The organism is Sphingobium baderi (assembly GCF_001456115.1).
GTDB classification, from domain to species: Bacteria; Pseudomonadota; Alphaproteobacteria; order Sphingomonadales; family Sphingomonadaceae; genus Sphingobium; species Sphingobium baderi_A.
Map to the genome: position 1 here is coordinate 1,198,604 of NZ_CP013264.1, position 23,067 is coordinate 1,221,670.

Consider the following 23,067-nt stretch of genomic DNA (forward strand, 5'->3'; position numbering starts at 1 on the left):
AGGCGATGGCCGTTACCCCAAGGACAAGGCGTGCCGCGCCGCGCGCCAAGAAAAGCGGCGACAAGACCCTTTCCGCCGCGGACGTGCTGAAAGCGGCGGAAACCGCGATCGGCGAAAAACCCCGGAGCGCCACGCCCAAGGCTGCCGCTCCCACGACTGTGGCGGCAAATCCCGCCGCCGCAAAGCCTGCCCCGTCGCGGAAGCCCGTGACCAGGCCGGCAACTCCGGCGTCTGACGCCGCTCCGGCCGTTGTGGCCGCTGCCGTCATGGCAGTGGACGCCGCGCCCGAACCGAACAGCGAAGGGGCCGAAACCTTTGGCAAGCTAAGGGATGCGTCTTCGACTGCCGGTGTGAAAAAAACGCCTAAGCTGCTGCCTGTTACGGAAGGAAATGCGACGATGAACGAGATTATCGAAAACGGAAAGAAGTTCGCCGAAGACGCCAAGGCGAAGATCGAAACCGCCTATGCCGATTTCAACGAGAAGGCGAAGGCCGGCGTTGAAAAGTCGACCAAGGCGATGGAAGAGATCAGCGACCTTGCCAAGGGCAATGTCGAAGCGCTGGTCGAATCGGGCAAGATCGCGGCCAAGGGTGTCGAAACCCTGGGCCAGGAAGCCGTCGACTACAGCCGCAAGAGCTTTGAAAAGGCGACTGCCTCTTTCAAGAGCTTCTCGACCGTGAAAACCCCGACCGAGTTCTTCCAGCTCCAGAGCCAGCTTTTCGCGACCAGCTTCGACGACTTCGCCAAGGAAGCCGCCAAGGGCAGCGAAACCCTGCTGAAGCTGGCAGGCGACGTGGCCCAGCCGCTCGCGGCGCGCGTATCGATCGTCACCGACAAGGTGAAGACGCTGGCCCGCTAAGCGGCACAGGGTCAGAACCCAAAAAAAAGGCGCGCCTTCCATTGGAAGGGGCGCCTTTTTTTTGGTGATGCTGTTTGCAACCATCCGGCTCTTTCACATCGCCGCGTTCAGGTCAGTCAGCCTGACACCGCCAGATAATATATGATCGCCCTGCTTTAATTCTCCGCTTCGGCCCGCTTGAGTTCCGCAGGTTTGCGGTGGGCGAAAAGGGCCGCGAGCCGTTCTTCCTCGTCTGCGGTCAGTTCCTTGGCGGCGTCGGGGAACATCTCCTCTTCCTCCTCGTCGATATGGTGGAGATAGCGTTTTCGCATCTCGGCGAACTTGCGTTTCCACGCTTCACCATTGAACTTAAGTTCGCTCAATTCCTCCAGATAATCGTCGATTTCCTTATGTTCCGACACGCTGTGCTGGGCGTCTTCCCGCAGATCCGGTCGCGCCAGCATCGTGGCGTAGAGCGTTTCCTCTTCGGCCGCCGCATGGGCGGTCACCTCGATCTTGAATTGCTCGAACAGCTTGTCCAGCCGGTCCGGTTCGCTCTTGGCGTCGCTGATCTTGTCCAGCAACTGGCGGTGGGCGTCGTGATCCTGTTTCAATCGGTTGAAAATCGTGGCGTCGGCCATGGGTCGTTCCTCCTGCAATCGGGAAGAAACGAAGTAGGGATCGCTTTGGCTCCGCCCGGATCAGCCGAACAGGGCGTGATAGACGATCGCTACCGGAATCCACAGCAGGGCGCCGATCAGGCTGGCCGCCCACAATTGCAGCACATCGCGTCGGAACCGCAGCGCCAGCCCGCTATGCGACAGCCCCGCATGTTCGATCATCTGCCAGCGCCGTTCCAACCCTCGCGCGGCCACCGCAAAGCCGCCAATGGCGATGATCACGCCCAGATGCAGGACCAGCGATCCGCCCATTTTTGCGACGATGAAGATCTGAAGCAGGCAAAAGACGACAAGGGCGGCGGCAAGGTGCGAACTGATCCGCTTGGCAAAGGAGGCATCCCGGCCATTCTTCGCGGCGTGATTGTTCCATATTGTTGCCAACCTCATCCCTCCCTTGCGTTCGGCCGGGGTAAGAAAACCATGAAGTGCCACGCCGATCAACCGCAAAGAGCAGGGAAAGGGCGGAAAATCGTCCGCCGCGTGGCTGGAGGTCAGCGGTGGTGTGCCCTCCGCTTCGCCGGATGACGGCGATTCATGCGGTGAATGGCCGGGACAGGGCGGCTTTAGGGTTGAATTTGCGCGACTCTGCTGGTAGGGCGCGCCCCACACGGCGCAGGGTGACTTGCGGCGACTCATGGATTTATATTCGGGAGGCCCGCCGGGAATGGGTTTTTCATTCCTGGCGAACCGCCCGTTTTCGATTGGAGATTGACTGGCTTATGCAAATCATCGTTCGCGATAACAATGTGGATCAGGCTCTTCGCGCGCTCAAGAAGAAGCTCCAGCGTGAAGGCGTTTATCGCGAGATGAAGCTGCGCCGTCATTATGAAAAGCCGTCGGAAAAGCGCGCCCGTGAAAAGGCTGCGGCGGTCCGCCGTGCGCGCAAGCTGGAGCGCAAGCGCGCCGAGCGTGACGGCGTCCGGTAAACATATCTGACGGGGCGGTCGAAGGGCCGCCTTTTCCTTCAAAGTCTTTATCCAACTGCAAGGCGCGCGCCCATGTCCACGACGGCTGTTCCCCTTCATCCCATCGCCAAGGGGTCGCTGACGCGGCTCTGGATCGGCGTCGCCGCGATTGCGCTGGCGGCGGGAGGGCTCGCCTGGGCCGGGCAGCGCAATCTGGAACCGTCGCCCGCGACCTTCCTGACGCAGAATGCGAACGCGGACGGCGTGGAGACGACGCAATCGGGCTTGCAGTTCAAGGTGCTGGAAGAAGGCGCCGGCCCCAGCCCGACCGGGCAGGATGTGGCGCTGGTCGGCTACAAGGGCGCGCTGCTCGATGGCACGGTGTTCGATGAGAACCCGCAGACGGCGATGCCGGTGGATGGCGTCGTGCCGGGCTTTTCCGAAGGCCTGCAGAAGATGAAGAAGGGCGGCAAATACCGCCTGTGGATTCCGCCGCAGCTTGGCTATGGCGAGCAGGCCGCCGGCCCGATCCCGGCCAATTCGGTCCTGGTGTTCGACGTCCAGCTCCATGACTTCAAGTCACGCGCGGAAATCATGCAGATGCAGCAGATGATGCAGCAGCAGGGCGGCGCCCCGCAGGCTTTGCCCGGCAACTGATCGCCGCGCTCATCGCAGGATCAAGGAAGAGGCCCCATTGCGGGCCTCTTTGCTTATGAAGCGTCCTGAAGGATGGCGGGGTCTTCCGTCCGTTCGGCTTCCAGCGCCTTCGACCGTTCCTCCAGATAGACTTTGAGCATGGCGACGATCGGGTCGGCCAGGAACAGGCCCAATATGCCGAACAGCGCGCCGAACAGGATCTGCGCCGCCAGCACCAGCGCAGGAGCGAGGTCCGTCGCGCGCTTGGCGACCATCGGCACGATCAGATAGCCGTCCACGATCTGCACGACCAGATAAACGCCAAAAGCATAGAGCCCGGCGTCCACTCCTGCCGAAAAACCGACCAGAACGATCAATATGCCCGATATGATCGACCCGATATTGGGCAGAAAGGCGAACAGGCCGGTCAAGATGCCGAGCAGACCCGCCATCGGCACGCCGCCCGCCCATAGCAGCAGCCATGTGCCCACGCCCTCCACCGCCATGCCGATCAGCCGCCCGAACATCAGCCGGCGCAGCGTCCAGCCCATCTTGTCCGCGATCCTGTAGAAACGCGCGCGCTTTTCCATCGGCAGCATCCAGGCGACGCCGCGCTCGTAGAGCTTCGGCTCGACGGCGATGAAGATCGCCAGCACCAGCATCATGACCCCGCTGGTCAGCGCGCCCACCATCGTCCCGACCGCCGCCGTGACGCGGCCCAGCGAACTCATCGCCTGGCTCGCCAGGTTCTTGAAGTCCTCGGGCGTCGTCGTGATCCCGAGTTGCTGCATCCATCCGCCGATCTGCGTCACCTGCGTCTCGACGATGACCCGCATGGCCTGCGCCTGCGCGGCGAGGCTCGATCCGGTGAGAAAGAAGGTGTAGATCAGGAAGGCCAGCGCGGCGAGCAGCACGATGGCGAGCCGCCAGCCCCGCCCAATGGGCAGCACGCGGCCCAGCAGGCGGGTTCCGCCATCCATCATCGCCGTCAGGACCAGCGCGCCCAGGATCAGCATGATGGGCTGGGCCAGCAGCACGACCAGCGCAACCGCGATGCCCATCGCGATCCACACGCTGGCGCGTTTCATTTCATGCTGGACAAGAAGACTGCGATATTCGCTGGGGCCGGGCTCTTCGATATGGATCTGCTTGTCGCTCAAACCCGGCTCCCTGATAAATCGTCTATTGTGGCGCGGTAACGCTCCGGGGGCGCAGGCTGTTCCCGGCGCGCCCGCTCCGCAGGGCATGGAGCCAGCTCACGGGGTTCCAGGTGGCGTCGCCGTCCAGCGAGAAGGTGATGAACTCGGCCCGCCCGCCGATCGCTTCCCATGGCACCGGTCCGCCCAGACCGTTTTCCTCCAGCGGTGCGCGGCTGTCGGCGCTGTTGTCGCGATTGTCGCCCATCAGGAAGACATGGTGCGGCGGTATGCGGACGGGACCATACCAGTCCAGCGCGCTCGGCCCCATGTCGATGGTGACATAGGTTTTGCCGTTTGGCAGTACTTCCTGCTTCACGGGCAGTTCGCAATAGCTCTTGCCGTCTGGGCCTGTCCGCCGCGCGCCGGGGAATTGCAGCGGTGGGCAGGGCGCGTTGCCGTCGATGGGGACGCGAACGGGCTTCAGTGTCTTTTGGGGCACTGGCCTGTCGTTCAGGATGATCTGCCCGCCGCGCACTTCCAATATGTCGCCGGGCAGGCCGATCACGCGCTTGATATAGTCCTCCCGCCGGTTCTGCGGGGATACGATCACGATGTCGCCGCGCTGGGGCATATGGCCGAACACGCGCCCTTTCAGAAAGGGCAGCGGGTGGAAGCTGGGCGAGACATAGGACCAGCCATAGGGAAATTTGCTGACCACCAGCCGGTCGCCTTTCAGCAACACCGGCATCATCGACTCCGACGGAATGTAAAAAGGCTTCGCGACGAAGCTGTGAAAGGCCAGCACCGCCAGAATGAGCAGCGCGATGCTCCGCACTTCATGCCACCAGTTGACCGGGCCGGAACGGGCGTCGGCTTCCGGCGGCGCAGGGTTCTGGTCTGCGGGGGGCGGGCTGTTTTCGGTCATGTCGGGTGCCGTCATGGGTGGGGGCGGGCCTCTGGCGCCGCAACGTCCTGCGGCAGGATTTCGATGATGACGAACGCCTGCGCCCATGGATGATCGTCCGTGAGCGTCAAGTGAATGACCGGCTTGTAGCCTGTCGGAACCAGCGATTGAAGCCGGGCGAGCGCGCCGCCCGTCAGCGCCAGCGTCGGCGCTCCGCTGGGCGCGTTGACGACGCCGATGTCCTTCATGAACACGCCGCGCTTGAAGCCCGTGCCCACGGCCTTGGAAAAGGCTTCCTTGGCGGCGAACCGCTTGGCGAGCGTGCCGGCCTTGGTGAAGGGGCGGCGATTGGCCTTGGCGCGTTCAACATCGGTGAAGACCCGCTGTTCGAAACGGTCGCCGAAGCGGTTGAGCGAATTTTCGATTCGTTCGATATTGCACAGGTCGGAACCGAGGCCGATGATCAACGCACGAGGTCCATCTGCCGCCGCATTTCGCGAATGGCGTTTTCCAGGCCTCCGAAGATCGCCTCGCCGATCAGGAAATGGCCGATATTGAGTTCCGCGACCTGCGGAATGGCGGCAATCGGCCCCACATTGTCGAAGGTCAGGCCGTGGCCCGCATGGGGTTCTATGCCGTTTTTCGCAGCGAGCGCGGCCGCGTCCGACAGGCGCCGCAATTCCTGCGTCCGTTCCGCGCCGGCCAGATGGGCGTAGCGGCCGGTATGGAATTCGACCACTGGCGCGCCGAGGCGGATGGCCGCTTCGATCTGGGCGGGGTCGGGTTCGATGAACAGACTGACGCGCACGCCCGCTTCGCCTAACGTGTCAACGATGGGGCGCAGGGCTTCGATCTGCCCCGCTGCATCCAGCCCGCCCTCGGTCGTCCGTTCCTCGCGCTTTTCGGGCACGATGCAGGCGGCGTGCGGCCGATGCCTGAGCGCAATGTCGAGCATTTCCCGCGTCGCCGCCATTTCCAGATTCAGCGGCACGGAGAGCGCGCCGATCAGCGTCGCTATATCCTCATCCCGGATATGGCGGCGATCCTCGCGCAGATGCGCCGTGATGCCGTCCGCCCCGGCCTTGACCGCCAGAAGAGCGGCTTTCACCGGGTCGGGATGCTCGCCTCCGCGCGCGTTGCGGATGGTCGCCACATGGTCGATGTTGACGCCAAGGCGAAGATGCGCGGGAGGGGACGTCATTGGCTACTGCTTCCGGCTGCCCGGCTTTTCGGCGGGGATGGCCGCCAGTTCGGGCGGCACCTCATTTGTTTCATAAACGGGGAAATTGATGCTGACGAGGGGATAGAAGGGCACGCCCAGATCGACCTCGCCCGCCGAACGGTCCACCAGCGCCGCTTCCGCGATCACGATGCCGCCTTCCGCCGCCACGGCCTCGATCGCCTGGCGCGAAGACAGGCCCGTCGTGACCACATCCTCCACCATCAGCACTTTCTGCCCTGGCGCAATGGCAAAGCCGCGCCGCAGTTCGAACGTCCCTTCGGGCCGTTCCAGGAAGATGGCGTCCTTGTCGAGCGCCCGGCCGACCTCATGGCCGATGATAAGGCCTCCCATTGCCGGGGAAACCACCAGATCGATCTCCTGCCGCAATTCGCGCGGAAGTTGCTGCACTATCGCCCGGGCGAGCCGTCCGGCCCGCTCCGCATTCATCAGCACGCGCGCGCATTGCAGATAATTGCCGCTGCGGCGTCCCGATGACAGGATGAAATGTCCTTCGAGCAGCGCTCCCGCCGCCCGAAACTCCGCCAATACTTCCTCGTCGGTCATTCGATACAGATCCATTCGCGTGGCGAATGCGGGGCAAGCCCGCCCGTCACACTCCTTTATTAAAGGGCATGTCGCGCCCCATGAAACAGCGCCCCTATGCGCGGGAGCGGAATAGGCGGGCAAGGGAGGCGTTGCAACAGAGAAGAAAATCTGCTCCTGGATGCTTGAGGCTGAAAAAAACCATGCCTATAAGCCGCCGCAGACCGACCGGGCGAGGACGAAGCATGTGCGCGTGCGTCTTTGCCGCAGGGGCGCGAAGGGGTTACGGGGTAAGAAGACGCTATGAACAAGGTGAAATCGCTCATTCTCGCCGGGATGCTGGCCTTTGCGCCAGCTTTGGCGATGGGCAGTCCGGCGCTGGCGCAGGATAATGCCGTCGCGGCGCCGGCCGCTGCAAATGCCGCCGCGCCGGTCGAATCGGTTGCCAATGCCGCCGAAGCGGCGCCCGCCGCCAAGGTCGCGGCGCCGCCGCGCATGAAGCCGACCGAAGGCATCGGCATGCCCCGTCCGGGCGAAATCACCCTTCAGGAGCAGTTTACGTCCACCGGGCACTCCGCCCGCTGGTTGCATGACAAGATGCTTCTGCCGATCATCACGATCATTTCGATCTTCGTACTGATCCTCATGCTTTATGTGATGTTCCGGTTCCGCCGCAGCGCGAACCCGAATCCGTCCAAGACCTCGCACCATACCCTGATCGAAGTGGTCTGGACGGTGGTGCCGGTCGTGATCCTGCTGGTGATCGCGGTGCCGTCGATCGGCTTGCTCGCCGACCAGTATAAGCCCGCGCCCAAGGATGCGATCACCGTCAAGGTGACCGGCTATCAGTGGTATTGGGGCTATGAATATCCCGACAACGAAATCCCCGAATTCGTGTCGAACATGCTGACCAAGGAAAAGGCGGCCGAAAATGGCGAGCCTTATCTGCTGGCGCCCGACAATCGCCTGGTCCTGCCCGTGGGCCGTCCGATCAAGCTCATCATCACCGGCGCTGACGTGATCCACAGCTTTGCGGTTCCTTCGCTCTGGGTGAAGATGGACGCCGTGCCGGGCCGTCTCAATGAGAAGAGCTTCACCATCGAGAAGCCGGGCGTCTATTACGGCCAGTGTTCGGAACTTTGCGGCGCGCGTCACGGCTTCATGCCGATCGCGATCGAGGCGCTGCCTCCCGCGCAGTTCGACCAGTGGGTGCAATCGCAAGGCGGCAAGCTCAAGGCCGCAGGCGCCCCGGCGACGGCGGAGGCCCCCGCGCCCGCCGCCGCTCCGGCCAAGATTTGATGTAAGGGCAGATACGCCATGACCACCATTACCGCAGACCATCACGGCGATCATGCTCACGAGCATCACGACGCCGATCACAAACCGGCCTTTTTCCAGCGTTGGTTCATGTCCACGAACCACAAGGACATCGGCACTCTCTACCTGATCTTCGCCATCATCGCCGGCATCATCGGCGGCGCGATTTCCGGTCTGATGCGCGCCGAACTGGCGCAGCCGGGCATTCAGTATCTTCATGCATGGGCGCAGTATAGCGACGGTCCCTCGGCTACGCTGGATCAGGCCTATCACCTGTGGAACGTGCTCATCACCGCCCACGGCCTCATCATGGTTTTCTTCATGGTGATGCCCGCGATGATCGGCGGCTTTGGCAACTGGTTCGTGCCGATCATGATCGGCGCGCCGGACATGGCCTTCCCGCGCATGAACAACATCAGCTTCTGGCTGTTGATCCCCGCCTTCGCGTTGCTGCTCGGGTCGACCTTCGTCCCCGGCGGCACCGGCAACGGCGCGGGCACGGGCTGGACGGTCTATGCGCCGCTGTCGACCAGCGGGTCGGCCGGTCCGGCGGTGGACATGGCGATCCTGTCGCTCCACATCGCGGGCGCCAGCTCGATCCTGGGTGCGATCAACTTCATCACCACCATCCTGAACATGCGCGCGCCGGGCATGACCCTGCACAAGATGCCGCTGTTCGTCTGGTCGGTGCTGGTCACGGCCTTCCTGCTGCTGCTCGCTTTGCCGGTTCTGGCCGCGGCGATCACCATGCTGCTCACGGATCGTAATTTCGGCACGACCTTCTATGACGCCGCTGGTGGCGGTGATCCCGAGCTGTATCAGCACCTCTTCTGGTTCTTCGGCCACCCTGAAGTCTACATCATGATCCTGCCGGGTTTCGGTATGATCAGCCAGATCGTCTCGACCTTCAGCCGCAAGCCCGTCTTCGGCTATCTCGGCATGGCCTATGCCATGGTCGCGATCGGCGTCGTCGGCTTCGTCGTCTGGGCGCACCACATGTTCACCACCGGCATGTCGGTCAACGTGAAGATGTATTTCACCGCCGCGACGATGGTCATCGCCGTTCCCACCGGTATCAAGATCTTCTCGTGGATCGCGACGATCTGGGGCGGTTCGATCAGCTTCAAGACCCCGATGGTCTGGGCGCTGGGTTTCATCTTCCTGTTCACCGTGGGCGGCGTCACCGGCGTCGTGCTGGCGAATGGCGGCGTGGACGACGTGCTGCACGACACCTATTATGTGGTCGCGCACTTCCACTATGTGCTTTCGCTGGGTGCGGTGTTCGGCTTGTTCGCCGGTTTCTATTACTGGTTCCCCAAGATGTCGGGGAAGATGTACAACGAGTTTCTCGGCCATCTGCACTTCTGGGTGTTCTTCATCGGCGTGAACATGCTGTTCTTCCCGATGCACTTCCTGGGATTGTCGGGCATGCCGCGCCGCTACCCCGATTATCCGGAAGCCTTCGCCTACTGGAACCAGGTTGCCAGCCACGGCTATGAAATCATGGCGGCTGGCATGGTGATCTTCTTCATCAACCTGATCTGGTCGCTCGCTGCCGGCAAGAAGGCGGCGGACAATCCTTGGGGTGAAGGCGCGACGACGCTGGAATGGACGCTGTCCAGCCCGCCGCCCTACCACCAGTTCGAAACGCTGCCAGTCGTTGACTGACGCTTGATGAAGTAGCGCTCCGAATTGGCGGGGCGCTGATGGGCAGGGCTTTGGAGCCCTGGCCTTGGGTTCAGTCCCGGCGCTGCATCGGCGCCGGGCTGACGCATGAGGAGTTTATGGCAAGTTCGCCGATCATGTCCGGGGCCATCTCGCCCACCTTGCCAGCCCATTGGCGGGACTTTGTGGCGTTGACCAAGCCCAGAGTGATGACGCTCGTCGTCTTTACGGGCCTGTGCGGACTATTGGCCGCGCCGGGGCATATTCATCCGGTTCTCGCCTTCACGGCGATCCTGTGCATCGCCTTGGGGGCGGGGGCTGCCGCCACGCTCAACCAATGGTATGAGAAGGATATGGACGGCCTGATGAAGCGGACGGCCAATCGCCCGCTTCCCGCAGGCCGCATGGACCCGCAGTCCGCTTTGCATTTCGGTGTCGGCCTGTCCGTCTTTTCGGTCCTGCTGATGGGGATTGCGACCAACTGGCTTGCGGCAGGCGTGCTGGCGGTATCGATCCTGTTCTATGTCTTTATCTACACTATTTGGCTGAAGCCCCGCACGGCGCAGAATATCGTCATTGGCGGGGCGGCCGGCGCTTTTCCGCCCGTCATCGGCTGGGCGGCGGTCACGGGCGATATTTCGGCCTTGCCCGTTGCGCTCTTCATGCTGATCTTCTTCTGGACGCCCCCGCATTTCTGGGCCTTGGCCCTGTTCGTGAAGACGGACTATGCCGCCGCCGGTATTCCGATGCTGCCCGTGGTGTCGGGCGAGGTCGCGACCCGGCGCCAGATCTGGTTCTATACCGCGATCATGGCGGCGGCCGCCATGGCGCCGGTGCTGCTTGGCCTGACGGGCCCCGTTTACGGCACCACGGCGCTGCTGGGGACGGCGCTCTTCGCGTTTTTTGCCTTTCAGGTGTTCCGCCGCCGGGAAAGCGATCCGAGCCGGATGGGGCCGGAACGCCGCCTTTTCAAATATTCCATCCTCTATCTGTTCCTGCTGTTCGGAGCGGTCGTGGTCGACCGCTGGTTGATGGCATGACGCCCGAGGAAGACGGTCAGATTCGCGCGCGGCAAAAATCCCGCGCCCTTGTCACCGGCGTGCTGCTGGCTGCGCTGGTGGTGCTCTTTTACGCGATCACCATCGTAAAGATCGGCGGAGGCAATTGATGGCAAGTCTTCCTCCCTCCCCCTTCGATCGTGATCGCCGTAACCAGCGGACGCTCATCACGATGGCCATCGTCGGGCTGGCGATGCTGGGGCTGGGCTTCGCATCGGTTCCCCTATACCGCATTTTCTGTCAGCAGACGGGCTTTGGCGGCACGACGCAGCGCGCATCCGCCGATGTCCAGGTGAAAGCGGCTGTCGGTCATACCCTGTCCATCCGCTTCGATTCCAACGTGCAGCCCGGCATGCCCTGGAAATTCTATCCCGAGCATCCGACCGACACCGTGACGGTGGGTGCGCGCGACATGGCGATCTTCATTGCCAAGAACATGTCGGACAAGCCGGTCACGGGCACGGCCAGTTTCAACGTCACGCCAACCCAGGCGGGCGCCTATTTCACGAAGATCCAATGCTTCTGCTTCACGCAGCAGACGCTGAAGCCCGGCGAAGAAGTGCGGATGCCGGTTCTTTATTATGTCGATCCGAAAATCCTGTCGGACCCCGACAACAAGGACACGCAGGAAATAACGCTGAGCTACACCTTCTATCCTGTTGAGCAGGACAAGAAGCCAAGCTAAGGCAACAGGCAATAACGCGAACAGGGAAGAGTAGGTCATGGCAGGCGCCAAGAATCACGATTATCACATTCTCCCGCCCAGCATCTGGCCGATGTTCGGCTCGCTGTCGGCGCTGGTCATGGCGTTCGGGGCGATCATGTGGATGCATCCCGATGCGCTGCCCGCGGGCGGTGGCTGGGTATTCCTCATCGGCGTCGCGGGCGTTCTCTTCACCATGTTCAGCTGGTGGAGCGACGTGATTCGGGAAGCCCATGCGGGGGATCACACGCCGGTTGTGCAATTGCACCTGCGTTACGGCATGATCCTGTTCATCGCGTCGGAAGTGATGTTCTTCGTCGGCTGGTTCTGGGCCTTTTTCGACTTCTCGCTTTTCCCCAGCCAGCTTGCCCCGATCGATGGCCTGTTCCCGTCCAAGGGTATTGAGGTGATGAACGCGTTCGAGCTTCCGCTGCTCAACACGCTGATCCTGCTCTGCTCGGGCACCACCGTCACCTGGGCGCACCACGCGCTGATCCACGGCGACCGCGAGGGCCTCAAGAAGGGTCTGTGGTGCACCGTGATCCTGGGCCTGCTCTTCTCGTCGATCCAGGCCTATGAATATGCCCATGCGCCGTTCCCGTTCGGCGGCAGCCCCTATAGCTCGGCCTTCTACATGGCGACCGGCTTCCACGGCTTCCACGTTCTGGTCGGCACGATCTTCCTGATCGTCAATCTGGTGCGTTCCTATAAGGGCGACTTCACGCCCCGGCAGCATTTCGGTTTCGAAGCGGCCGCATGGTATTGGCACTTCGTCGACGTCGTCTGGCTGTTCCTCTTCGTCGCCATCTATGTGTGGGGCGGCTGGGGCGCGCCGATTCACGGCGGCTGAGGGTTCCGATCCTTTCCAGCGAAATAAACGGCCGGGGATCATTTCCCGGCCGTTTTCTTTTGCCGCTCCGGGCGCTATGCCGGTTGCTCATGACGACGCAGAACGATCCCCCTTCCGCGCTACCCATGCCGCTCCTGCAAGCGGCGGCCAAAGGAGCGTGTCCGCGCTGCTCTGCGTCCACCATCTTTGCCGGCCCGGTCCGTTTTGCGTCTTCCTGTCGGCAGTGCGGGCTGGATTATGAACAGTTCAACGTCGGCGACGGACCGGCGGCCTTCCTCACCCTGATCGTGGGCGCGGTCATTGTCACGCTTGCGCTGGTGCTGGAACTGAAGGTTCACCCACCGCTCTGGCTGCATGTCCTGCTGTGGACGCCGCTCATCGTGCTGGCGGTCATGGGAAGCCTGCGCCTTGCGAAGGGGGCGCTGCTGATCCTCGAATATCGCAACAAGGCGCGTGAGGGGCGCATCATGGACAAGTCCGACGCATGAGCGATCGGCGCCCCTTGCCGCTGGTCCCAACGATCATCGTCGCCCTCGCCGTGGTGGCGATGATCGCCCTTGGCATGTGGCAACTTGAGCGGCGGCATGAAAAGGAGGCGATGCTGGCGCTGGCGGCCGCCAATCCTACCAAGGTCGCGGTCGCCTTTCCTGTCCTGCCGCCGGTGCCGCCGGAAATCCTCTTTCGCCCATCTTCCGTCCACTGCCTGCGGGTCGTCGGCTGGCAAACCGAAGCCGGGCGCGCGGCGGACGGTTCCACCGGCTATCGCCATATCGCCCAATGCGCGACCGGAGCCGAAGGGCCGGGCGTTCTTGTGGCGCTGGGCGTGGGCCAGCGTCCCGACGTCAAGCCGCAATGGAACGGCGGCCAGATCGCGGGCTGGATTTCCGAGGAGCCTGATCACCGCTCGCTCCTGTCGCGACTCGACCGCCGCGTATCGCCGCTTCGTCCCATGCTGATCGCCCGCGCAGCACCGGCAGGCCTGAAACCGGTTGCGCCGCCCAATGTCGCGGACGTGCCCAACAACCATCTGGCCTATGCGGTGCAATGGTTCTTCTTCGCGGCGGTGGCGGTGGCGATCTACCTTCTTGCGCTTCGGCGGCGGGCCAGGCAGCCCGCCGATCCGTCGTAAAGGCTTGCTCCAAAGGCCGCGCGCCGTTACCGCGCTTCTCCATCATGCAATATGTGAGCACCAGAGGGAGCGCGCCTGCGCTGGGTTTTGAAGATGTGACGCTGGCGGGGCTGGCGTCCGATGGGGGACTATATGTCCCGGAAAGCTGGCCCAGCTTCTCGCCCGACCAGATTCGCGCCCTCGCTGGCCTGTCCTATGTGGAAACGGCGGTGCGCGTCATGGCCCCCTTCGTGGCCGGATCGCTCTCCGAAGAGGAACTGCGCGAATTGTGCGAAGCCGCCTATGGCCGGTTCAGCCATGATGCCGTGACTCCGCTGGTGCAGCTCGATCATCGCAACTGGATGCTGGAGCTGTTCCACGGTCCCACGCTGGCGTTCAAGGATGTGGCGCTGCAATTGCTCGGTCAATTGTTCGAGCGCTTCCTGTCGCGCCGCGACGATCATCTCACCATCGTCGGCGCGACCTCGGGCGACACCGGGTCGGCGGCGATCGATGCGGTCGCTGGCCGGGAAAAGATCGACATCTTCATGCTGCATCCCGATGGCCGCGTATCGGACGTTCAGCGGCGGCAGATGACGACGGTGCGCGCGCCCAATGTTTATAATATCGCTATTGAAGGCAGCTTCGACGACGCGCAGGCGCTGGTGAAGGCGATGTTCAACGACGCGGATTTCTCGCGCCGCTTCAACCTGTCCGCCGTCAACAGCATCAACTGGGCGCGGCTGATGGCGCAGGTGGTTTATTATTTCTACGCCGCTGTCCGTCTGGGCGCGCCGGACCGGGAAGTCGCCTTCTCCGTCCCCACCGGCAATTTCGGCGACGTGTTCGCGGGCTATGTAGCGGCGCAGATGGGGTTGCCCGTCGCGAAGCTGATGGTTGCGACCAACGTCAACGACATTCTGCACCGCGCTCTGTCGGAGGGCGACTACAGCCAGGGACAGGTGGTGCCGACCGTGACGCCCAGCATGGACATTCAGGTCAGCTCCAATTTCGAGCGGCTGCTGTTCGACGCGGGCGGGCGCGATGGCAAGGCGCTGGCCGATCAGATGCGCGGTTTCGAAGCGAGCAGGGCAATGCGCCTCACCAACGCCCAGCGGGATGGCGCATCGAAGCTGTTCACCTCGGCGCGCGTGGATGCCGACAGCATGACCATGGCGATGCGCTGGGCGCTGGACGCGGCGGGGCAGGTGATTGATCCGCACAGCGCGGTCGGTCTGGCTGCGGCGCGAACGATGGAGCTTGATCCGTCGATTCCGGTGGTCACGCTGGCGACGGCCCATGCCGCCAAGTTCCGTGATGCGGTGGAGCGGGCGACGGGCACGCGGCCGCCCTTGCCGGCCCGCGTCGGCGACCTGTTCGCGCGCGAGGAAAGCTATGCCAAGCTGCCCGGCACGTTCGAGGCCGTGACCGCCTATGTCGCGGAACGTGCGACGCCCCGGGGATAGAATAAGCGCGGAGGCTGGCTTGGAACTCCACACACTCGTTGGCGAGCCGTGGGCCGATTATGGGCTGATCGATTCGGGCCATGGCCGCAAGCTCGAACGCTATGGCCGTTTTCGCTTCATCCGTCCTGAGCCGCAGGCGATGTGGGCGCCCGCGACCGACGACTGGCGCGCCGATGGAGAGTTCGTTCCCGGCTCTGACGAGGAAGGCGGCGGGCGCTGGTATTATGAGCGTCCGGTGCCTGCCGAAGGGTGGCCGCTCACATGGAATGAGGTGACGTTCCAGTCCAGTTGCACGCCCTTCCGCCACCTGGGCTTCTTTCCCGACATGGCGCCGGTGTGGGACTGGATGCGCGAGCGGACGGCGGACAAGGCCGAAGCCGATGTCATGAACCTGTTCGGCTATACTGGCGTGGGCACGCTGGCCATGGCGGCGGCGGGCGCGAAGATGGTGCATGTCGACGCTTCCAAGAAATCCGTGGCGCAGGCGCGGTCCAATGCGGCGCTTTCCGGGCTGGATGACCGCCCCGTCCGCTGGATCGTGGACGATGCCGCCAAATTCGTGGCGCGCGAGGTGCGGCGTGGGCGGCGCTATGACGGCATATTGCTCGACCCGCCCAAATATGGGCGCGGTCCCGATGGCGAAGTGTGGCGGCTGGAGGAAGATCTGCCCGGCCTGATCGCCCATTGCCGGCAGTTACTGGATGCCGACAGCCGCTTTCTGTTCCTGACCGTTTATGCCGTGCGGATGTCGGCGCTGGCGATCGGGGAACTCCTGAAACAGGCCTTTGCCGATCTGCCCGGCACGGTCGAAGCGGGCGAACTGGCCGTGCGGGAGGAAACGCGCGGCCTGCTGCTGCCGACGGCCATCTGGGCGCGCTGGAGCCGCTGATACAGCCTCAGCGGCGCGGGCGGAAAAGCGGCAGCATCCGGCTCAGCACCTCGTCCCGGTCCAGAAAATGATGCTTGAGCGCCCCCAGCACATGCAGGGCCAGCACGACATAGATCGCCTTCACCATCAATTTGTGCACGCCGCCCAGCACTTCGGACAGCTCCTTGCCCTGCGCGATGGGCAGGTTGGGTGCAGGCACAGCGCCATAGAGCGGCACTTCCGGCGCGCCTCCGGCTGAGGCTGCGGCCCAGCCCAACAAGGGCGCGCCGATCATCAGTACATAGAACAGGATATGCGTGCCCCGCGCCAATATGCGTTCCCACTGGGCCATCCCACCGGGAAAAGGCGGCCAGGGATGCGCGAAACGCCAGCCGAGCCGGATGAGGCTGAGCAGCAGGATCGTGATGCCGACCGATTTATGAAGAGCGAAATAGCGCAGTCCATCGGCAGGCGTCGTCGCATCCTCCATCCACCCGCCAAAGGTCGCATTGGCAAGGATCAGGACGAAAATCGTCCAGTGGAGCAGGATCGAGACCGTGGAATAGCGGCTTCTGTTTTCGCGCATCTGTCATCCTCCCTGTGCCGATGGAGGAAGAACGCGCCCGGCCCCATCCCGTTGCGCGCTCTTATCGTTCCACCCGGATCTCGAACAGTTTCGGCCAGTTCTTGCCCGTCACGAACAGCCGGTCGCCCGCCGCGTCATAGGCGATGCCGTTCGCCACCGCTTCGCTGTCGCGCACGCCCGCCGCCTTCCGCAAGGGCGCGATGTCGATCCAGTCGATGACGCTGCCGGTGCGCGGATCGATGCGGGCGATATGGGTGTCATACCAGATGTTCGCCCAGATCTCCCCCTTCACCCATTCCAGTTCGTTGAGCCGTTCGACCGGACGGCCGTTCCAGGTGACGGTGATGCGCCGCTCCTCCGCCAGCGTATCGGGATCGAGGAAACGTAGCTGCGCGCTCCCGTCGCTCATGATGAGGTGGCGGTCATCCTGCGTCAGCCCCCAGCCTTCGCCTTTATAGTCGAAGCTGGAAACGGGCGAAAAATCGTCGAGCTTCCACACGAACCCGCGTTCATGCTGCCAGGTCAGGCTGATGAGCCGGTCCTTCCAATTGACGATGCCTTCGCCGAAATAGGGTCGCTCAATGACGCGGCGTTGGAGAACCTTGCCGTCCTTCAGGCGCAGCTTGCGGATTTCCGACTGGCCGGCCAGGCCTGTGCTTTCATAGAGCGCGCCATCGTGGAAGAAGAGGCCCTCCGTAAAAGCGGTGGGGTCATGGGGGTAGCTTTTGACCAGCTTCCACGGCGTATCGGCATAGGCGGGGGACGCGAGCAGGAAAAGAAGCGCAGCCATTAGCCATGACAGGCTCCGTTCGTGTCGAGCCCTTCGACTGTCCGCCTGCGGCAGGCGCTCAGGATAAACTATGTCGAGGCACGCTGGCGCGCCATATCCGTTTATCGACTGCGCTCGAAACGAACGGATGGCAGCGAATATGGCATCGCTCATTCGGCCGCCTGCTCAGCGATGGCGGCGGCAAGCCAGCCGGGGAGCGCGGCGGGGTCCAGATCCTCCACCCGCCGCAGTTCGATGGAAAGGCCCAGGTCCGGCAGGGCGGCGCGCTGGCGCTTTTCGTCGGCTTGCACCAGCGGCACGGTGACGAGGCGGCGGTTCACCTTGTTGCGGTAATGCATCCGCGCGGTGTTTTCCTGCCCGACATAGCAGCCCTTGTCATAGTCGACGCCGCGCAGGTCCTCCGCATTGGTTTCCAGCCAGAGCGTCTGGTCCTGCCCCAGTTCCGCCGCGCCCTCGAACACGCCCAATGACAGCCGCTGGGCGCGGAAGGCGGGGGAGGCGTCGCCTTCCTCCGGCGCGGCCAGCCAGCGATGGCCGAGCGCGGGCAGGCGCGGATCGAGCGGCCTGTCGGCGGCATCGAGCGACCAATGCACGGCAAGGCCCTCCTCCCGCGCGATCGTCACCTTGCGGCGCAGGCGATAGAGGGTGAGGCGTTTCGCCAGCGCGTCGGCTTGGCTTCCTTCGCAGTCGATCAGCACATCATCGCCGTCCGCCCACAGGATGAAGTCGAACAGCGCCTTCCCCTGCGGCGTCAGCAGGCCGGTCCAGCGCGGCTCGCCCTCTTTCAGGCCCAGAACGTCGCGGGTCAGCAGCCCCTGAAGGAAGGAGCGGGCGTCCTCGCCCGAAATTCTCAAGATCGCGCGGTCGCGAAGGGTGGTGCCGGTCATCGGCTTTAGGTAGGACAGTTCCGCCCGATTACCAACCCGTTCGGGCTGAGCTTGTCGAAGCCAGCGCCTGAACTTGGCGAAGGCCCGACCTCACGGACTTCATGGAACGGAATCACGCCATGCCCCAGACTTTCGACCTGATCCTCAAGAACGGCACCGTGCATACGCCGGGCGGCGCGGAAAGCGTGGACGTGGGCGTGCGGGGCGGGCGGATCGCCGCCATCGGCACGTCGCTGGGCGACGCGGGCGAGGTGATCGACTGCGCGGGGCTGGACGTGCTGCCCGGCTGCATCGACAGCCAGGTGCATTTCCGCGAGCCGGGCCTCGAATATAAGGAAGACCTCGAATCGGGCAGCCGCGCGGCGGTGCTGGGCGGCGTCACGGCCGTGTTCGAAATGCCCAACACCAATCCCAATACCGACAGCGCCGAACGCGTCCATGACAAGCTGTCCCGCGCGCACCATCGCATGTGGTGCGATCATGCCTTCTATGTCGGCGCGACGGCGGACAATGCCGAGCAACTCGGGGAACTGGAGCGTATCCCCGGCACGGCGGGGGTGAAGATCTTCATGGGCGCATCGACCGGCAGCCTGCTGGTGGACGACGACGATGCGCTTTCCCGCGTGCTGGCGAGCGGCTGGCGCCGCGTCGCCATCCATGCCGAGGACGAGGCGCGGATGAATGCCCGCAAGGACTTGCGCGTCGAGGGCGATCCGTCCTCCCATCCCGTCTGGCGCGACGATGAAAGCGCGATGATCGCCACGAAGCGCATCATCGCCCTTGCCCGCAAGGCGCGGCGGCGCATCCACATATTGCATGTGACGACGCCCGCCGAACTGGAATATATCGGCCAGAACAAGGACATCGCCACCTGCGAGGTGACGCCGCAGCATCTGACGCTGGCGGCGGAGGATGCCTATCCGCGCCTTGGCACCTATGCCCAGATGAACCCGCCGATCCGATCCGGGGCGCATCGCGAGGGTCTCTGGCGCTGGCTCAATCAGGGCGTGCCCGATGTGCTGGGCAGCGACCATGCGCCCCATACCATCGAGGAAAAGGCGAAGAGCTATCCCGCGTCCCCCAGCGGGATGCCGGGGGTGCAGACGCTGGTGCCGCTGCTGCTCAACCATGTGGCGGAGGGGCGGCTCACGCTGCGTCGCTTCATCGAACTCACTTCTTCCGGACCGCAGCGCGTGTTCGGGCTGGTGGGCAAGGGCCGGATCGCGCTCGGCTATGACGCCGACTTCACCGTGGTCGACCTGAAGAAACGGTGGACGGTCGGGAGCGACTGGCTTGCCTCGCGCTGCGACTGGTCGCCCTTCGAGGGCATGGACCTCACCGGCAAGGCGGTCGGGACGATCATTCGCGGCCATCGCGTGATGTGGGAAGACGCCCTCGCCAACGAAGCCGTGGGCGAGCCGGTCCGTTTCGAAGCGACGGAATTTTCCTAAGCCGTCGCCGGCCGGTTACGGCGGGCGGCGGCCATGCTGTCGCTGGCGAACAGGATGAGGCCCAGCCAGATCAGCGCGAAGCTCACCATCTGGCCATGGCTCAGCGTCTCGCCGAACAGCAGCACGCCGCACAGGAACTGCAATAACGGCGCGACGAATTGCAGCAGGCCCAGCGTCGCCATGGGCAGGCGATGCGCGGCCACGGCGAACAGCACCAGCGGCACCGTCGTCATCGCGCCGCTCACCACCAGCATGACGGTGGTGAAGTTGTCCTGACCGAACGCCAGCCCGCCATGCCCCGAAAGCCAGCCGAGATAGGCGAGCGCAACGGGCGTCAGGATCAGCGTTTCCGCGCCAAGGCCCGCCATCGGCGCAACCGGCGTCAGCTTGCGGACCAGCCCATAAAAGGCGAAGGAAAGCGCCAGCATGATGCTGATCCACAGCGTCGTCAGCGCCGCCGCCGCCATGATCGCGACGCCGATGGCGGCCACGCCGATCGCCAGCGTCTGCCCCCGCCGCAGCCTTTCCTTGAGCACCAGCACGCCCAGCGCGACATTGACCAGCGGGTTGAGGAAATAGCCCAGGCTCGCGGCGATCACATGATCGTCGTTGACCGCCCAGATATAGGTCGTCCAGTTGATCGCGATGAAGAGCGAACTGGCCGTGAGCGGCAGCAGCAGGCGCGGCGTCGAAAGCGCCGCCCACAGCGGACCGAGCGCCCGGCGCGCCGCCAGCAATATCAGAATCAGGACCAGCGACCAGATGACCCGCTGCGCCACCAGTTCGAACGGGCCGACATGGTGAAGCAGCTTGAAGAAGATGGGAAGCAGGCCCCACAGGCCATAAGCCGCCAGCGCCGCCAGCAGGCCGCTGCGTATCTCATCGGCCGGCTGCTGGCCGGCGTTCAAAGCAACCCGCCGCCCATGAATAGCCGCAGAGCGCCGAAGGCCGCGACGATCAGGCAGAAATTGCGTCCACCATTTTTGGACGAAAGCATGCCGATGAACGCACCGACCAGCGCGATCGGCACCAATATCCAGTTCAGCGCGCCCAGCAGGGGCAGCACGGCGGGGATCATCAGGATCAGGGTGACAAGGCCGATCAGGGCTGACAGAATGTTGAGCATGGCCGTCAAATGGCCCTTCCGCCGCGTCAGGGCAAGCGCCCCGGCCATGCCATTACAACGCAACTGGCCTGATCGCCGAGAGAATCGGGCATCGCCGCTTGTAAACACAAGGCTTGGCGATGACCGAAAGCGGCCAATAGCCGCCACCCCACCTCAGGGCGAACGGAGATGGGAATAGCAGACCGTCCGTTCCCCGCCCATCTCAACCATAGATTCTCTCCGCGCCCGCTCGGGAAAAGCCAATCCCTGACGGCCGGCCCTGTCCCCTCGCGCGCCAACCGGGCAAACGGGCGCGACAAGGAGAAACCCATGACCAGCCTGCCTTTCGCTCAGGTCGATGCCTTTGCCGATGCGCCCTTCACCGGCAATCCCGCCGGGGTGATGCCGCTCGGCCAATGGCTTGCCGACGATGTGCTGCAAGCTATCGCCGCGGAAAACAACCTGTCTGAAACCGCCTTCACCGTGCCGACGCCCGACGATCCGGATGCCGATTATGCCCTGCGCTGGTTCACCCCGGCGGTCGAGGTGAAGCTATGCGGCCATGCCACGCTGGCGAGCGGCCATGTGCTGATGGAGCGGGACAGCGTCCGCTTCCGCACGCGCCATGCCGGCATACTCACCGTGTCGCGGGCGGAGCAGGGCTATGCGCTGTCGCTGCCGGCATGGACCATGGAGCCGCGCTCGCTGCCTGATCTGGCGGCGGGTCTTGGCGGCGCGCCGCTCGAAAGTCACTGGCGCGAGGGCGGCTACAGCCTGTTCCTCTTCCCCGATGCCGCCGCCGTTCGGGCGCTCTCCCCCGATTTCGCGCGCCTCAGGGCATTGGGCGACATCATGCTGATCGCCACGGCAGCGGGTGAGGATAGCGACATCGTCAGCCGCGTATTCGTCCCCGGCGGCGGCGTCGATGAAGATCCCGTCACCGGATCGGCGCATGGCCTGCTCACCCCCTTCTGGGCGGATCGGCTGGGCCGAAATCGGATCAGCGCCTATCAGGCGTCGGCGCGTGGCGGTCGCATCGGCTGCGCGCTGGAGGGCGACCGGGTGATCCTGACCGGCGCGTGCCGCACGGTGATAGAAGGCCGCTTTTCCCTCTAACCCGGAAACAGGCCGATCAGCCTGGCCAGTCCCGCCTTCAACGCCTCCTGCTGCTGCGTGCGCGGCGACATGCCGATCCGCACCACGGTCAGCTTCTGCCCCGGCGACACGAGGATATATTGTCCGTTATGCCCGACGCAGCCGAACAGGCTGTCGGGCGCGATCCCCGGCATCAGCGGGCTTTCCTCGCTCGCCCGGTTGATCCACAGATGCGCGCCATAGGCCGGATTGCGCGGCGAAGGGCGGCGCATGAAGTCGATCCATTTTTCCGGCACGATCTGGTGCCCGCCCACGCCCCGGCCATGGTTGCGGAGCAATTCCCCGAAGCGCGCATAATCCCGCGCCGTCATGTGCAGGAAGCTGCCGCCGATCATCGTTCCCGCCGGGTCATATTCGACGGTCAGGCTCTTCAGCCGCGCGGGCGCCTTCAGCCTGCCGTCGATGAATGTCTGCATCGCCCGCCGCCGCGCGTCGGGATCGCGGCTGTTGGTCAGCATCCGCGCCATCAGTTCCGACAATATCGTCGTGCTGCCGGTGCTGTAGGAAAAGGCCGAACCGGGCGCATGGGCCAGCGGCTTCGCCTCGGCATAGGCGGCCATGTCCTGCGCCCCGTCGGTGAACAGCATCCGGGGCGTGTCGCCGCGCTCGATCGGCTTCATTTCCTCCACATGGTCAAGGCCCGACGTCATGGTCAGCAACTGGCGCAGCGTGATTCGTCCGCGCGGATCGCCCGGCTGGCCCCATGCCTCGACCGGCACCGGCGAATCGATGCCCAGCCGTCCGTCCGACACCATCAGGCCGACCAGCACCGCCGTCACGCTCTTGGCGATGGACCAGGACAGCAGCTTCGTCTCCGGCCCGAACCCGGGCGCATAGCGTTCCGCGACGATCCGCCCCCGGTGCATCACCACCAGCGCCCGGGTCTCGCCCATCGCGCCATCCTCGAACAGCGGATCGACGGCGGATCGGATCATGGCCTCGCTCACATCGTCGTCGCTGGCGACGCTATAGACCGGCGCGACGGCGTTCTGCGCGCGCACGGCCCACGCCCCCGCCACGCCGATCAGCGACAAAAAGGCCACCCCTGCGCCAAGGCGCTTTACGCTTATCCCACGGAGCTTCATAAGCCGCGCATAGAGCGTTTTCCCTTCCGGTGAAAACGCTCTGATTTTTGTTTGCCGCATTTTCCGGGTCGCCGCCCATGAATGGGTGGCTCGAAAATGCTCTGC

At 64.0% G+C, this 23,067-nt stretch carries 28 protein-coding genes; 15 read left to right on the top strand and 13 right to left on the bottom strand.

The window, feature by feature from the left end:
- Nucleotides 1-5: 5 nt before the first annotated feature.
- Complete coding sequence (locus ATN00_RS05925; protein WP_062063158.1) at nucleotides 6-860, top strand: phasin family protein; 855 nt, start codon at nucleotides 6-8, stop codon at nucleotides 858-860.
- 155 nt (nucleotides 861-1,015) lie between these two features.
- Here ATN00_RS05925 and ATN00_RS05930 read toward each other — a convergent pair whose 3' ends face one another.
- The gene (locus ATN00_RS05930) at nucleotides 1,016-1,480 is read right to left on the bottom strand and encodes a hemerythrin domain-containing protein (protein WP_062063160.1); all 465 of its coding nucleotides are present in this window, start codon (nucleotides 1,478-1,480) and stop codon (nucleotides 1,016-1,018) included.
- Between the two features lie 60 nt (nucleotides 1,481-1,540).
- On the bottom strand, nucleotides 1,541-1,906 hold the full coding sequence (locus ATN00_RS05935; RefSeq protein WP_197413677.1) for a hypothetical protein: 366 nt from the start codon (nucleotides 1,904-1,906) through the stop codon (nucleotides 1,541-1,543).
- A 332-nt stretch (nucleotides 1,907-2,238) separates the two neighbouring features.
- Here ATN00_RS05935 and rpsU point away from each other — a divergent pair, with 332 nt between their 5' ends.
- Nucleotides 2,239-2,445 carry a 30S ribosomal protein S21 gene (gene rpsU / locus ATN00_RS05940; RefSeq protein ID WP_004208618.1) on the top strand — a complete coding sequence of 69 codons (207 nt, stop codon included), beginning with the start codon at nucleotides 2,239-2,241 and terminating at the stop codon, nucleotides 2,443-2,445.
- 72 nt (nucleotides 2,446-2,517) lie between these two features.
- Nucleotides 2,518-3,081: an FKBP-type peptidyl-prolyl cis-trans isomerase gene (locus tag ATN00_RS05945; RefSeq protein ID WP_062063162.1), complete on the top strand. Its 564-nt coding sequence runs from the start codon at nucleotides 2,518-2,520 to the stop codon at nucleotides 3,079-3,081.
- A 53-nt stretch (nucleotides 3,082-3,134) separates the two neighbouring features.
- Here the strand turns inward: ATN00_RS05945 and ATN00_RS05950 are convergent, their stop codons facing one another.
- The 5 genes from ATN00_RS05950 to pyrE are packed head-to-tail and all read right to left on the bottom strand — an operon-like array spanning nucleotide 3,135 to nucleotide 6,889.
- A complete protein-coding gene (locus ATN00_RS05950; RefSeq protein WP_062063164.1) occupies nucleotides 3,135-4,220 on the bottom strand; it encodes an AI-2E family transporter in 1,086 nt (361 codons plus the stop codon).
- 22 nt (nucleotides 4,221-4,242) lie between these two features.
- On the bottom strand, nucleotides 4,243-5,139 hold the full coding sequence (lepB, locus tag ATN00_RS05955) for a signal peptidase I (protein ID WP_062063166.1): 897 nt from the start codon (nucleotides 5,137-5,139) through the stop codon (nucleotides 4,243-4,245).
- The gene (gene acpS / locus ATN00_RS05960) at nucleotides 5,136-5,570 is read right to left on the bottom strand and encodes a holo-ACP synthase (RefSeq protein WP_062063168.1); all 435 of its coding nucleotides are present in this window, start codon (nucleotides 5,568-5,570) and stop codon (nucleotides 5,136-5,138) included. The genes lepB and acpS overlap by 4 nt, the downstream gene beginning before the upstream one ends.
- A complete protein-coding gene (locus ATN00_RS05965; protein ID WP_062063169.1) occupies nucleotides 5,567-6,304 on the bottom strand; it encodes a pyridoxine 5'-phosphate synthase in 738 nt (245 codons plus the stop codon). Before ATN00_RS05965 ends, acpS begins: the two co-directional genes overlap by 4 nt.
- Before the next feature lie 3 nt (nucleotides 6,305-6,307).
- Entirely contained in the window at nucleotides 6,308-6,889 is a 582-nt protein-coding gene (pyrE, locus tag ATN00_RS05970; RefSeq protein WP_062063171.1) for an orotate phosphoribosyltransferase, read from the bottom strand.
- 282 nt (nucleotides 6,890-7,171) lie between these two features.
- Here pyrE and coxB point away from each other — a divergent pair, with 282 nt between their 5' ends.
- From coxB to ATN00_RS06015, 10 genes are all read left to right on the top strand, one after another.
- Nucleotides 7,172-8,167 carry a cytochrome c oxidase subunit II gene (gene coxB, locus ATN00_RS05975; protein ID WP_062063173.1) on the top strand — a complete coding sequence of 332 codons (996 nt, stop codon included), beginning with the start codon at nucleotides 7,172-7,174 and terminating at the stop codon, nucleotides 8,165-8,167.
- A gap of 18 nt (nucleotides 8,168-8,185) precedes the next feature.
- Complete coding sequence (gene ctaD, locus ATN00_RS05980) at nucleotides 8,186-9,853, top strand: cytochrome c oxidase subunit I (RefSeq protein WP_062063175.1); 1,668 nt, start codon at nucleotides 8,186-8,188, stop codon at nucleotides 9,851-9,853.
- Nucleotides 9,854-9,969: 116 nt separating this feature from the next.
- Entirely contained in the window at nucleotides 9,970-10,890 is a 921-nt protein-coding gene (locus tag ATN00_RS05985; RefSeq protein WP_062063177.1) for a heme o synthase, read from the top strand.
- Nucleotides 10,887-11,018 carry a hypothetical protein gene (locus ATN00_RS24190; protein ID WP_257720657.1) on the top strand — a complete coding sequence of 44 codons (132 nt, stop codon included), beginning with the start codon at nucleotides 10,887-10,889 and terminating at the stop codon, nucleotides 11,016-11,018. The genes ATN00_RS05985 and ATN00_RS24190 overlap by 4 nt, the downstream gene beginning before the upstream one ends.
- A complete protein-coding gene (locus ATN00_RS05990; RefSeq protein WP_062063180.1) occupies nucleotides 11,018-11,593 on the top strand; it encodes a cytochrome c oxidase assembly protein in 576 nt (191 codons plus the stop codon). The genes ATN00_RS24190 and ATN00_RS05990 overlap by 1 nt, the downstream gene beginning before the upstream one ends.
- A 37-nt stretch (nucleotides 11,594-11,630) precedes the next feature.
- Nucleotides 11,631-12,461 (top strand): cytochrome c oxidase subunit 3, encoded by an 831-nt coding sequence (locus ATN00_RS05995; RefSeq protein WP_062063182.1) that lies wholly within the window; start codon nucleotides 11,631-11,633, stop codon nucleotides 12,459-12,461.
- A gap of 89 nt (nucleotides 12,462-12,550) precedes the next feature.
- Nucleotides 12,551-12,949, top strand: coding sequence for a DUF983 domain-containing protein (locus ATN00_RS06000; protein WP_062068456.1), 399 nt, complete (start codon nucleotides 12,551-12,553; stop codon nucleotides 12,947-12,949).
- Nucleotides 12,946-13,590, top strand: a complete 645-nt coding sequence (locus ATN00_RS06005) for an SURF1 family protein (protein WP_062063184.1) — start codon at nucleotides 12,946-12,948, stop codon at nucleotides 13,588-13,590. The genes ATN00_RS06000 and ATN00_RS06005 overlap by 4 nt, the downstream gene beginning before the upstream one ends.
- A gap of 44 nt (nucleotides 13,591-13,634) precedes the next feature.
- The gene (thrC, locus tag ATN00_RS06010; RefSeq protein WP_062063186.1) at nucleotides 13,635-15,035 is read left to right on the top strand and encodes a threonine synthase; all 1,401 of its coding nucleotides are present in this window, start codon (nucleotides 13,635-13,637) and stop codon (nucleotides 15,033-15,035) included.
- 19 nt (nucleotides 15,036-15,054) lie between these two features.
- Nucleotides 15,055-15,924 carry a class I SAM-dependent methyltransferase gene (locus ATN00_RS06015; protein WP_062063188.1) on the top strand — a complete coding sequence of 290 codons (870 nt, stop codon included), beginning with the start codon at nucleotides 15,055-15,057 and terminating at the stop codon, nucleotides 15,922-15,924.
- Between the two features lie 7 nt (nucleotides 15,925-15,931).
- On the opposite strand, the gene ATN00_RS06020 is transcribed toward ATN00_RS06015, so the two are convergent.
- From ATN00_RS06020 to ygfZ, 3 genes are all read right to left on the bottom strand, one after another.
- Entirely contained in the window at nucleotides 15,932-16,489 is a 558-nt protein-coding gene (locus tag ATN00_RS06020) for a cytochrome b (RefSeq protein WP_062063190.1), read from the bottom strand.
- A 61-nt stretch (nucleotides 16,490-16,550) separates the two neighbouring features.
- Entirely contained in the window at nucleotides 16,551-17,279 is a 729-nt protein-coding gene (locus tag ATN00_RS06025) for a glutaminyl-peptide cyclotransferase (protein WP_062063192.1), read from the bottom strand.
- Between the two features lie 149 nt (nucleotides 17,280-17,428).
- Entirely contained in the window at nucleotides 17,429-18,166 is a 738-nt protein-coding gene (gene ygfZ, locus ATN00_RS06030) for a CAF17-like 4Fe-4S cluster assembly/insertion protein YgfZ (protein ID WP_062063194.1), read from the bottom strand.
- Between the two features lie 119 nt (nucleotides 18,167-18,285).
- On the opposite strand from ygfZ, the gene ATN00_RS06035 reads away from it, so the two are divergent.
- Nucleotides 18,286-19,617 (top strand): dihydroorotase, encoded by a 1,332-nt coding sequence (locus ATN00_RS06035; protein ID WP_062063196.1) that lies wholly within the window; start codon nucleotides 18,286-18,288, stop codon nucleotides 19,615-19,617.
- Here ATN00_RS06035 and rarD read toward each other — a convergent pair.
- Together rarD and ATN00_RS06045 are read right to left on the bottom strand one after the other, a co-directional pair.
- Nucleotides 19,614-20,525 (bottom strand): EamA family transporter RarD, encoded by a 912-nt coding sequence (gene rarD / locus ATN00_RS06040; protein ID WP_082635109.1) that lies wholly within the window; start codon nucleotides 20,523-20,525, stop codon nucleotides 19,614-19,616. The genes ATN00_RS06035 and rarD overlap by 4 nt on opposite strands.
- Nucleotides 20,522-20,743 carry a hypothetical protein gene (locus ATN00_RS06045; RefSeq protein ID WP_062068458.1) on the bottom strand — a complete coding sequence of 74 codons (222 nt, stop codon included), beginning with the start codon at nucleotides 20,741-20,743 and terminating at the stop codon, nucleotides 20,522-20,524. Before ATN00_RS06045 ends, rarD begins: the two co-directional genes overlap by 4 nt.
- Nucleotides 20,744-21,052: 309 nt before the next feature.
- On the opposite strand from ATN00_RS06045, the gene ATN00_RS06050 reads away from it, so the two are divergent.
- Nucleotides 21,053-21,838, top strand: coding sequence for a PhzF family phenazine biosynthesis protein (locus ATN00_RS06050; protein WP_062063198.1), 786 nt, complete (start codon nucleotides 21,053-21,055; stop codon nucleotides 21,836-21,838).
- On the opposite strand, the gene ATN00_RS06055 is transcribed toward ATN00_RS06050, so the two are convergent.
- Nucleotides 21,835-22,962, bottom strand: a complete 1,128-nt coding sequence (locus tag ATN00_RS06055) for a serine hydrolase domain-containing protein (RefSeq protein WP_062063200.1) — start codon at nucleotides 22,960-22,962, stop codon at nucleotides 21,835-21,837. The genes ATN00_RS06050 and ATN00_RS06055 overlap by 4 nt on opposite strands.
- Nucleotides 22,963-23,067: the final 105 nt, after the last annotated feature.

Bases quoted from the DNA above. Each gene is read 5' to 3' on its own strand.
- ATN00_RS05925 (WP_062063158.1), top strand. From the start codon at position 6: ATGGCCGTTACCCCAAGGACAAGGCGTGCCGCGCCGCGCGCCAAGAAA.
- ATN00_RS05930 (WP_062063160.1), bottom strand. From the start codon at position 1,480: ATGGCCGACGCCACGATTTTCAACCGATTGAAACAGGATCACGACGCC.
- ATN00_RS05935 (WP_197413677.1), bottom strand. From the start codon at position 1,906: ATGAGGTTGGCAACAATATGGAACAATCACGCCGCGAAGAATGGCCGG.
- rpsU (WP_004208618.1), top strand. From the start codon at position 2,239: ATGCAAATCATCGTTCGCGATAACAATGTGGATCAGGCTCTTCGCGCG.
- ATN00_RS05945 (WP_062063162.1), top strand. From the start codon at position 2,518: ATGTCCACGACGGCTGTTCCCCTTCATCCCATCGCCAAGGGGTCGCTG.
- lepB (WP_062063166.1), bottom strand. From the start codon at position 5,139: ATGACGGCACCCGACATGACCGAAAACAGCCCGCCCCCCGCAGACCAG.
- ATN00_RS05965 (WP_062063169.1), bottom strand. From the start codon at position 6,304: ATGACGTCCCCTCCCGCGCATCTTCGCCTTGGCGTCAACATCGACCAT.
- pyrE (WP_062063171.1), bottom strand. From the start codon at position 6,889: ATGACCGACGAGGAAGTATTGGCGGAGTTTCGGGCGGCGGGAGCGCTG.
- coxB (WP_062063173.1), top strand. From the start codon at position 7,172: ATGAACAAGGTGAAATCGCTCATTCTCGCCGGGATGCTGGCCTTTGCG.
- ctaD (WP_062063175.1), top strand. From the start codon at position 8,186: ATGACCACCATTACCGCAGACCATCACGGCGATCATGCTCACGAGCAT.
- ATN00_RS05985 (WP_062063177.1), top strand. From the start codon at position 9,970: ATGGCAAGTTCGCCGATCATGTCCGGGGCCATCTCGCCCACCTTGCCA.
- ATN00_RS24190 (WP_257720657.1), top strand. From the start codon at position 10,887: ATGACGCCCGAGGAAGACGGTCAGATTCGCGCGCGGCAAAAATCCCGC.
- ATN00_RS05990 (WP_062063180.1), top strand. From the start codon at position 11,018: ATGGCAAGTCTTCCTCCCTCCCCCTTCGATCGTGATCGCCGTAACCAG.
- ATN00_RS05995 (WP_062063182.1), top strand. From the start codon at position 11,631: ATGGCAGGCGCCAAGAATCACGATTATCACATTCTCCCGCCCAGCATC.
- ATN00_RS06000 (WP_062068456.1), top strand. From the start codon at position 12,551: ATGACGACGCAGAACGATCCCCCTTCCGCGCTACCCATGCCGCTCCTG.
- ATN00_RS06005 (WP_062063184.1), top strand. From the start codon at position 12,946: ATGAGCGATCGGCGCCCCTTGCCGCTGGTCCCAACGATCATCGTCGCC.
- thrC (WP_062063186.1), top strand. From the start codon at position 13,635: ATGCAATATGTGAGCACCAGAGGGAGCGCGCCTGCGCTGGGTTTTGAA.
- ATN00_RS06020 (WP_062063190.1), bottom strand. From the start codon at position 16,489: ATGCGCGAAAACAGAAGCCGCTATTCCACGGTCTCGATCCTGCTCCAC.
- ATN00_RS06025 (WP_062063192.1), bottom strand. From the start codon at position 17,279: ATGGCTGCGCTTCTTTTCCTGCTCGCGTCCCCCGCCTATGCCGATACG.
- ygfZ (WP_062063194.1), bottom strand. From the start codon at position 18,166: ATGACCGGCACCACCCTTCGCGACCGCGCGATCTTGAGAATTTCGGGC.
- ATN00_RS06035 (WP_062063196.1), top strand. From the start codon at position 18,286: ATGCCCCAGACTTTCGACCTGATCCTCAAGAACGGCACCGTGCATACG.
- ATN00_RS06045 (WP_062068458.1), bottom strand. From the start codon at position 20,743: ATGCTCAACATTCTGTCAGCCCTGATCGGCCTTGTCACCCTGATCCTG.
- ATN00_RS06050 (WP_062063198.1), top strand. From the start codon at position 21,053: ATGACCAGCCTGCCTTTCGCTCAGGTCGATGCCTTTGCCGATGCGCCC.
- ATN00_RS06055 (WP_062063200.1), bottom strand. From the start codon at position 22,962: ATGAAGCTCCGTGGGATAAGCGTAAAGCGCCTTGGCGCAGGGGTGGCC.